Genomic DNA, 7,689 nt, shown 5'->3' with positions numbered 1-7,689 from the left:
GTCCCCAACCCTCCGCCGGGGTGTGGGTGCGGGCGTGGTTGACCGGCTTCCTCGACTGGCTCACTGCCCCACTTGATTTCCTCGGCGACCTACTCCTGATGCCCTTTCGGGGGCTCTTGTGGCTCTGCCGAAGCAAGGAGAAGCGTCGGCGCGAGAAGCGACTCAACGGCGGATGGGACAGTGCGGCCGGGGGCCTCGGGATCGCTGTGCATATCTGGGGAGACCGCGTGCTGGCCGTCGGAGAACGGCGAGTCAGCCTCCTGTACGTCGGTGAACACGAGGCGGAGAGCGCCTGGTCCGTCCCCTGCGAGCAGGTGGCTGGCGTGGAGCTTGCAGTCTGGGACACCCATAGCGACCAGCACGCCACGCTGCGGTGGCACTTCCGGGATGGGTCCTGGTGCGACGTGAAGGCGCAGGGCGCTGGGTGGAAGTCTCTGGTGGATGCCCTGCCCGTACGGTGAGTTGGGCGGCGGCGCAGCTCCGCAAGAAGCGGTTGTTCCGGTTGCTTCCCCGCAGCAAGGCCATCAACGCACTACGTAGACGCATGAGGTTGACGATCTGGCCGTACGATCCAACTGGCCGCGCTTCACTCCGTCGAGGAAGGCGGAAAACGCCTCGCCGCTGACAGCCAGGAGTGGGCCCCGGACTACCTTCGAGTCACGCAGGCCGACCGTCTCACTTGCTCCGAAGGCCACCTCGACACAATTGTCGCCACCTGAACTGAATCTACTCTTAACCCAGTTGGCGGCGCTCAGGTCAGCCTGCCCTATCACTCTTCCTCCTTGATGAGGTCCTGCAGGAACTCGCGTGAAGCCGGGATGTCCAGCGCCCTGGCGCGCAAGTGGTTGAAGGCGGCGTCGTAGCGGCCAACATGGACATCCTCCTCCAGATACAAGGAGGTTGTCAGTGGCTCGACCACCGCCAGAGGGTCACCTGCGTCGAAGCGGAACACGGTGAAGGCTCCGTCGATTCCGGCGTGCACTCCGGACTTGAAGGGGAGAACCTGCAACTCCACCCCGGGCAGTTCCTCCGTCATCGCCAGCAGATATCGCAACTGCTCGGCCATGACCCCGGGCCCACCCATTTCCCGGCGCAGAACCGCCTCGTCCAGCACGCACCACATGGACAAAGGGTTCTCACGGCGCAGCACGTACTGACGCTTCATCCGCAGCTCGACGAAGGTGCGTACTTCCCTCGCCGTCCGCCACTTGCCGCTCCCCTCGACGACAGCGTGCGCATAAGCGGGCGTCTGCAGGAGCCCGGGAACGAGTTGGACGGCAAACCAGTCGGCATGCACAGCCAGCTCTTCGAGTTCGAGATAGTCGGCGAAGGGATCGCGGACCGCGTCACGGTACTGGTTGAACAAGTTGGTGCTGCGGGATGAGGACGCCATGGCGGCGAGGCGCCTGATCTCCTGTACGCGCTGCTCGTCCGTCACACCGTACGCCTGAAAGTACTTGTCCAGGGCCGACGACGGAACACGCTGCTTGCCATTCTCGATCTTGCTCAACGCAGACGGCCCGGAGAGTCCCAACCCCTGTACGGCATCGGGCAGGTTGAGCCCCGCGCGCTGCCGCAGGGTGCGGAGCGCCAGGCCGAGTCGACGCCGCATCAGGTTGGGTCGAGCATCAGCCATGCATCGATCACCGCCTCTCTGGCGTGGACTCTACACAGCCCGAACACCCTGACATATGCCAGTTCACCCAGCGGTGCAGCAATCGCGCCAATCAACTTGCCGAGAAACCTTTCTCAGCGCCATGCTCTAGCAAGTCACTCTTCGCGATGGACCGACTACTCCAAGATGCCCTTCATTCTCGCTGGGAGCGCCATGACAGCACCCCACACCGACCTCCGCACCGGCACCCACGACCCCCTCCACCTCCCCCACGAGTCCTGGCGCCGCCTCTACGGCCTGGCCTGCGTCCGCTGCGGCGGAGGACAAGGGCTCCGGCCCGGAGGACACGCATACACGCAGCACCCCGACGGAGGCCGGCTCGGCTGGGCCGTACAGATCTGCGACGACTGCGAGCACGACTCCAAGAGCACTGACAGCAAAGCGAGTTAACACAATGACCGATCTGATCCTCCGCGCCCTCGACGCGCTCACCGCCGTCTTCGCCCCGCGCGGCCGTCACCGCGCCGGACACACGCCCCCCGACGCCCGACACCACCAAGAACCCAGGCACACGCCCCACCGAGCGCCGGGCCTCTACGCCACTGACACGCCTCTCGACGGAACCGCCACTCCATCCGTCCGCCCCTACGTACTCACCACCGAACAGCGCGCCCGACGCCGAGCCCTCTGGCTGGCGACATACGGCATCGACATCGGCCCGCGCCGCATCCACGGAGTTGAGGTCGGCTGATGCACCTGACGGAAACGCACACCCCGGGAGAAGGAGCAGACCTCCCCAAGGCGCTCGAACCCCGCACCCGCCTACTCCCGTGGACCGGCACCTTCGGCCAGCGCTGCTACCTCATCGAGGACGACATCGGCAGCGGCACCCTCTCCCGGATCGCCGACCGCGTCGAGACCGTACAACTCGGCCTCGCGGAGCAGCTCCACGAACAGGCCTGGGAACTCCTCGCCACACCCGACGTGCCGGACACGCAATTCCGGCACGTCGCCGAACAACTCGCCCAGGCGCTCGGCGAAACCCTCCTCATCGCCGAGAGCCGAGGCGCACGACTCCGACAACCCACCGTGCCACCACCCGCCCCTACCACTGCCGCATCCACCGGCTACGAGTGCCCAAATGACTGACCTGGGCAGAGCACGCGGCCCCAAGCAGTGAGCCACGAGGATGCGGCACTCGCCACCGTAGCGCCACATCCTCGTGAACGCGGCTCACGCACTCTCGAGCCGACGAGAGCACGACGAGCACTGCGCCGTGTCGGCTGCGCCGCATTTCCGAGAATTCCTTCGCGCCAGCGTGAAAGTGATTCCGAGGACTCCGCCTGCACCACTGCCGATTGTCAGGGCGATCACCCTGTTGTCAAAGACGAGCACCTCAAGCACGAGCCCGATGACGACGCAGATCAGCATGCCGACGAGCCCTGTGCTAGTGCTCTGACCGGGAAGGATGCCGGGGTGGGATGGTGCGCCTATACGGCTTGCAGGAAGGATCGCTTGATGGCTCATCTCGGACTGGTGACCGTTGTCGTGCGTGACTACGACGAGGTCATCGCCTTCTACCGGGACGTCGTCGGGTTCGAGCTCCTGGAAGACACCCGGATCGACGAGGACAAGCGGTGGGTGGTAGTCGCTCCGCCGGGCGCGCGGGAAACCGCTGTGCTCCTGGCCAGGGCCGTGACCGACGGGCAGGAGGCTCGTATCGGAGATCAGACCGGCGGCCGGGTCGGCTGGTTTTTGAACACCGACACTTTCGAAGGCGACTACGAGCGGATGCGGGCGGCCGGGGTCGTGTTCGAAGAAGCTCCACGGCAGGAGCCCTACGGCACGGTTGCCGTCTTCCAAGACCTGTACGGGAACCGCTGGGACCTGATCCAGCTGCGCCGGCCCGGTGGCACCGGGCAGTAAACGGGGCTGGGACGCACCCCACGGCTGAACGGCAAGGTCGAACGCTCCCACCGCATCGACGCGGAGGATTTCTACCGGCTCCTCGGCGGCCAAACCCCCTACGAACGCCTCAAGCAGGAGACCACGGCCAAGGCGTAATCGGTGATCATCAGTTGGACACCGACACGGTCAGTGATTCCCAGGGCGATGGGTCACGGACAGCAGGTCGCCGACACCCGGGAGCGTCAGAACGCCGCGCCCCTTACTGGCCGCGGTCCGGGCGTTAAAACTGTCGCCCGCGTACCAGGCGCCGTACTCCATGTTCTTGGGCCGACGGTATGTCCTGACCGGGTTCCACACGGACATGAGGCCGGTCATCCTCTCGCCTTCGGCGTACTGGAGCTGGATCGCTGCGGTGTACGGGTCCCTGTGGCCCTTGGGCCTGTGCACCTGGGGGATCAGACGCCACGGGTGCTTCTCGAGCACGCGCCGCATGCGCTTCAAGCAGCCGACTGACTTGCCGCTGAGGTAGAGCAGGGCGGGATAGCCGATGACCCACCCAATCAGGGCGATTCCGCCGATCTTGTTGGCCAACTCACCAGCGTCAGGACTCACAAGGGCTGCAAGAGCGAAAAATGAAGGGAGGCAGAGGACCCACCAGATCATCCGGCGCCTCCTCAATTTCCTGTGAGCTCTCTCCCACGAAGCTCGGGTCTCTGGATGGTCAAATGCACACTTGTACGAGGGCGCCGGAACCCTGAAGGCCTCCAAGGAGACCGGGACTCCGTGCTCGTTCAGAGGAAGTTGCGGGATGTCACTTTTCATTGGCTCTCCCCAACATCAGCCTCACAGCAACAAGCAACTCTTCCCCCACCCGAGAAGTCCGAATTCATTGACATAAATCCCCGCCTTGCGCCAGCTATCCACCCCACAGCAGCACCGGCTTTCGCCAGTTCTTCTTGTTAATTCCCGCCTTTTCCGCCAGAGCTATACGCTCCGCACCGGCCTGCTCTCGCCTAGGCGCCAACTTGTCCCAATCCGCAGGACTCAAGAAAAGCATTGAATTGCTTCCCGGCACGACCATCACGCCCCCGAAAGCAAGATCCCCTGCGATCCACACCCCGTCTTCCGCCCCATCCGGCCAACGACGGCGCCCGGCAGCATTGATCCCTTTCATCAACTGAGCGCCATGCTCGCCACGCGTGGAGATCTTGACCTCAAACACATTGCCGTACACGGTCCAGAGCGAGCTCTTCTTGACGACGCGCGTGTGGAATCGAAGAGGGTAGTGACAAAGAACCTTTCGGCATTGAATCAGTCGGACACCTGCCCACAGGCGGTAAACCGTGAGAATAAACAAGAATACTGCGGGGATGAAGGGCAGCACTAGAAAAATCGTGTTGGGAGCTCCGGCCTTGTACAACGCCGTCGGCACAACGACCAAGATTGCAATGACGGCCACGCGTCCAGCAAGGAGCTTGATCAAGGCGTTGTAATTGTCCTTCATTACCCGCTCGACACTCACGGCGTCGGGCGCGTCGGAAACTGGAAGGCTCTCTGACATCTCATCTCCTTTCGGTTCATGTGTTTAACTAGCCGAAGTCATTCCTAATCGCATCGACAGATGCGGAATCCTGCAATGCGCTGGCGCCTTCTGCGGCAGCCATAAGTGCGGGGTCGGTGAACGACAGAGTATGCGCAACGCCGAGCAGCACGTCGCGATAGGAATCAGCCATGTCAACCGCGGGTGTCACCAACTGCAGTACCACAATGTCGCTCGCGCCTGCCCCTGTCACTGCGACCGTCCCCTGCCAGACCGTCCCCTGCAGGGATGTCCCCTTACCTTCAGGAGGCACGCCTGGCGCGGTCGTGCGGCGCTTCTTCTCCGCGAGGAACCCCGTTCCACAGGGCAGTTCCAGCGGCCGCATGCCTTCATCCGGCCTGTCAGCGGCGGTGCCTGCCATGCTGGCAAGTACTAGTTTGGCGTTGACCCCAGATGCCGGGAAAACCGAGATCGTCAGTACGGATGACGCGAACCCGCCACTCTCATCCGGATGCAATCCCATTGCGCATCCCAGCACATTTTGTGCGTTCAGCATGCCCACGACACCAGTATAAAACCGCACAACCTGTTCTACATGATCGCGAAGCTCGTCCGGCAGGCCGAGTACCTGGTTGATCAGTTCCACGACCCGTTCGAAGGGCGGGTCGAGGTCCAGTTGCAAATAGCCGTGCGGGAGCCCGTACCAGAGAAGGGGCTTCGGCTGGCTCGCCACCTCGGTGAAGACATCAGTCACTGCTCGATCCATTCGTCAAATGCTGCCATTTTGCCCTACAGCACTCCAAATAGCCCGGCGATATCGTGCAACGTCGCCGCAGCCTTCGTACCCTCTGCGGCATTATGTTCGGCGCCGTCCTCGGAAACCAATCCCAGGCTCTCAGCGGAAGACACCATATTCGCCGCAACATTCAGACCGCTGGCAGTGATCGCCCCCATCAGCTTGCCCGACCCGCCAGCCCCTTCACTGGCAGCACGCCACATACCGGCGGTTTCATCCGCAGCTTGCTTCGAGAAAGCTGGGACAATCTCCCTGACGAAGGCACCCGCTTTTTCGGTGTTTGACACGGCCACGCCCATTCGGCCCGCCATGCTCACCCCATCGGCTACTTCCCTCGCCGCCATACCCAGGGCCGATCCTCCCGGGATCATACCGACCGTGTCACCAGCGAGAGAGGCCCATGCGGCGAAGGTGTCCATTCCACTCCCGCCTCCCATCAACTCACTTCGGAACTCAGGATCGGACAGATTCTTCGCCATGGATGCGGCACTCGCCACAACAGCGATGCCTGCAAACAGCGGAGTAAGTGGAGTAGGGAACAGTGCCAGCAGGCCGGCAATGGCACCAATGGTTCCGGCGTGCTCCAGCAAAAAGTCACCGGTTGCCTTGATGCCCTCCCAAATAGCATCGACAGCCTTGCTCAGCCAACCCGGTTCCCTCGGTGCAAGCTTGTTGGTGGCATCGTCGAGCGATTTGGCGACCGTCTCCGCGTTGTCCGTGTGCGTGTGCTCCAGCACCTCGGCCTTCGCGATAATGTCGTTGTACTCGCCATTGGCCTTGTTCAGAGCGATGGTCGCTTGGTTGAGATTGCGCTCAGCTGCCCGCAACCGTGCAGTCGCCGCGTCGGCCTCTTCCTGCGTGGAGAACTGCTGGCCGGCGAGCCCCAGGTCCGGGTGCTTCTCGGCCTGGGCGTGACGGTCTTTGGCCGATGCGATCGCGGACTTCTTCTCGGCCGCCGCATCGTCGTACTTCTGCGCCAAGTCGCGGTTGGACGTCAGATGGCCGTCCCAGTTGCCCAGTTGAGCCGCAGCCTTTTCCAAGGAGCGGGCAGCGTTTTTGATGTAGGTCGGCAGCTCACCGTCGATGGCTTCCCGGAAGGCTTCGGCTGCGTCGCCTTCCCAGTAACTGCTTTCACCGATCAGTTTGTCGAGCTGCGTGTGACAGCTACGCAGCGCTGCGGCGGCCGAGCTGACCTTCTGCTTCAGACTGTTGACTTCACTAGGGATGCCGGGGACAGGGTTCCAGCCGAGGTTGAGGTAGGGGTTCGCAGCCATTACTTCGCGCTCCCCTGGCCTGAGGTTGCCCTGTCTGCAATATCCTTGAATGCCTTCTCTAGAGCGTCTTCAACCTCTTCGTAGGACTTCTTATTTGACTTCACACCCTCGCTGACGGCGTCAATCATTTTCTTCGTCTGTTCGGATCCATACTTCCAGCGCTCCTGGAAGCCGTCACACGCCTCATCCAGACGCTTGGTCCCGATCTGATCAGCCCGGACGTGAGCCAGAGCAGTTCGCGCCTCATCCAGATCTCTGATGCAGCCCTCAAGAGTCTTGAGGAACTGTCCCAGTTGATCCGTATCGGTTTTGAAGTGCTCCCCCATGAAAATGGCTCCTTTGCGTGGTAGATGGCGCACATGCCGAGTCTGCGTCAGTAGATGGGACGTTCATTGTGATCTCGATAGTCGGTCAGAATCGAGAATCAGCCGCCAAGAGCAGCCCAGCCGACGGAAATGACCAATAGTCTCCGCCCTACCCGTGCGGCGGGTCAGTCTGGCTCCTACTGTCCCTGGTACGGCGGTTGTTGGGTGTAGGGGTTGGGATTCTGTTGGGG

General features: G+C 62.6%; 11 protein-coding genes and 2 pseudogenes. 6 read left to right on the top strand and 7 right to left on the bottom strand.

Annotation, left to right across the window (positions count from 1 at the left end; genetic code table 11):
* Positions 1–461, top strand: a pseudogene (locus FNH08_RS39025) (hypothetical protein); the annotation flags it as partial.
* Positions 462–524: 63 nt separating this feature from the next.
* Here the strand turns inward: FNH08_RS39025 and FNH08_RS39020 are convergent.
* Positions 525–773 carry a DUF397 domain-containing protein gene (locus FNH08_RS39020; protein WP_322726189.1) on the bottom strand — a complete coding sequence of 83 codons (249 nt, stop codon included), beginning with the start codon at positions 771–773 and terminating at the stop codon, positions 525–527.
* Positions 770–1,636, bottom strand: a complete 867-nt coding sequence (locus FNH08_RS39015; protein WP_152776265.1) for a helix-turn-helix domain-containing protein — start codon at positions 1,634–1,636, stop codon at positions 770–772. Before FNH08_RS39015 ends, FNH08_RS39020 begins: the two co-directional genes overlap by 4 nt.
* Before the next feature lie 192 nt (positions 1,637–1,828).
* Here FNH08_RS39015 and FNH08_RS39010 point away from each other — a divergent pair, with 192 nt between their 5' ends.
* From FNH08_RS39010 to FNH08_RS54205, 5 genes and pseudogenes are all read left to right on the top strand, one after another.
* Positions 1,829–2,065: a hypothetical protein gene (locus FNH08_RS39010; protein ID WP_152776264.1), complete on the top strand. Its 237-nt coding sequence runs from the start codon at positions 1,829–1,831 to the stop codon at positions 2,063–2,065.
* A gap of 4 nt (positions 2,066–2,069) precedes the next feature.
* Positions 2,070–2,366, top strand: a complete 297-nt coding sequence (locus tag FNH08_RS39005) for a hypothetical protein (RefSeq protein ID WP_152776263.1) — start codon at positions 2,070–2,072, stop codon at positions 2,364–2,366.
* Positions 2,366–2,764 carry a hypothetical protein gene (locus FNH08_RS39000; protein WP_152776262.1) on the top strand — a complete coding sequence of 133 codons (399 nt, stop codon included), beginning with the start codon at positions 2,366–2,368 and terminating at the stop codon, positions 2,762–2,764. Before FNH08_RS39005 ends, FNH08_RS39000 begins: the two co-directional genes overlap by 1 nt.
* A gap of 369 nt (positions 2,765–3,133) precedes the next feature.
* Complete coding sequence (locus FNH08_RS38995; RefSeq protein ID WP_152776261.1) at positions 3,134–3,541, top strand: VOC family protein; 408 nt, start codon at positions 3,134–3,136, stop codon at positions 3,539–3,541.
* A 15-nt stretch (positions 3,542–3,556) separates the two neighbouring features.
* Positions 3,557–3,679 (top strand): annotated as a pseudogene (locus FNH08_RS54205) (IS481 family transposase); the annotation flags it as partial.
* A gap of 30 nt (positions 3,680–3,709) precedes the next feature.
* Here the strand turns inward: FNH08_RS54205 and FNH08_RS38985 are convergent.
* The 5 genes from FNH08_RS38985 to FNH08_RS38965 all read right to left on the bottom strand — a co-directional run bounded on the left by FNH08_RS38985 (position 3,710) and on the right by FNH08_RS38965 (position 7,459).
* On the bottom strand, positions 3,710–4,114 hold the full coding sequence (locus FNH08_RS38985; protein ID WP_152776260.1) for a hypothetical protein: 405 nt from the start codon (positions 4,112–4,114) through the stop codon (positions 3,710–3,712).
* Positions 4,115–4,439: 325 nt separating this feature from the next.
* Positions 4,440–5,084 (bottom strand): hypothetical protein, encoded by a 645-nt coding sequence (locus tag FNH08_RS38980; RefSeq protein ID WP_152776259.1) that lies wholly within the window; start codon positions 5,082–5,084, stop codon positions 4,440–4,442.
* A gap of 28 nt (positions 5,085–5,112) precedes the next feature.
* Positions 5,113–5,817: a hypothetical protein gene (locus tag FNH08_RS38975; protein ID WP_228034627.1), complete on the bottom strand. Its 705-nt coding sequence runs from the start codon at positions 5,815–5,817 to the stop codon at positions 5,113–5,115.
* A gap of 35 nt (positions 5,818–5,852) precedes the next feature.
* Positions 5,853–7,133, bottom strand: a complete 1,281-nt coding sequence (locus tag FNH08_RS38970) for a putative T7SS-secreted protein (protein WP_152776257.1) — start codon at positions 7,131–7,133, stop codon at positions 5,853–5,855.
* A complete protein-coding gene (locus FNH08_RS38965) occupies positions 7,133–7,459 on the bottom strand; it encodes a hypothetical protein (protein WP_152776256.1) in 327 nt (108 codons plus the stop codon). Before FNH08_RS38965 ends, FNH08_RS38970 begins: the two co-directional genes overlap by 1 nt.
* Positions 7,460–7,689 lie beyond the last annotated feature (230 nt).

It is taken from the genome of Streptomyces spongiae (assembly GCF_009377185.1).
Classification (GTDB): Bacteria; Actinomycetota; Actinomycetes; order Streptomycetales; family Streptomycetaceae; genus Streptomyces; species Streptomyces spongiae.
Note: the sequence above shows the minus strand (reverse complement) of the source record. Positions and strands in the feature narration are given on the sequence as shown.

Excerpts from the sequence above, each read along its gene's own strand:
- FNH08_RS38980 (WP_152776259.1), bottom strand. The coding sequence starts at position 5,084 with ATGTCAGAGAGCCTTCCAGTTTCCGACGCGCCCGACGCCGTGAGTGTC.
- FNH08_RS39015 (WP_152776265.1), bottom strand. The coding sequence starts at position 1,636 with ATGGCTGATGCTCGACCCAACCTGATGCGGCGTCGACTCGGCCTGGCG.
- FNH08_RS39005 (WP_152776263.1), top strand. The coding sequence starts at position 2,070 with ATGACCGATCTGATCCTCCGCGCCCTCGACGCGCTCACCGCCGTCTTC.
- FNH08_RS38995 (WP_152776261.1), top strand. The coding sequence starts at position 3,134 with ATGGCTCATCTCGGACTGGTGACCGTTGTCGTGCGTGACTACGACGAG.
- FNH08_RS38965 (WP_152776256.1), bottom strand. The coding sequence starts at position 7,459 with ATGGGGGAGCACTTCAAAACCGATACGGATCAACTGGGACAGTTCCTC.
- FNH08_RS39010 (WP_152776264.1), top strand. The coding sequence starts at position 1,829 with ATGACAGCACCCCACACCGACCTCCGCACCGGCACCCACGACCCCCTC.
- FNH08_RS39000 (WP_152776262.1), top strand. The coding sequence starts at position 2,366 with ATGCACCTGACGGAAACGCACACCCCGGGAGAAGGAGCAGACCTCCCC.
- FNH08_RS38970 (WP_152776257.1), bottom strand. The coding sequence starts at position 7,133 with ATGGCTGCGAACCCCTACCTCAACCTCGGCTGGAACCCTGTCCCCGGC.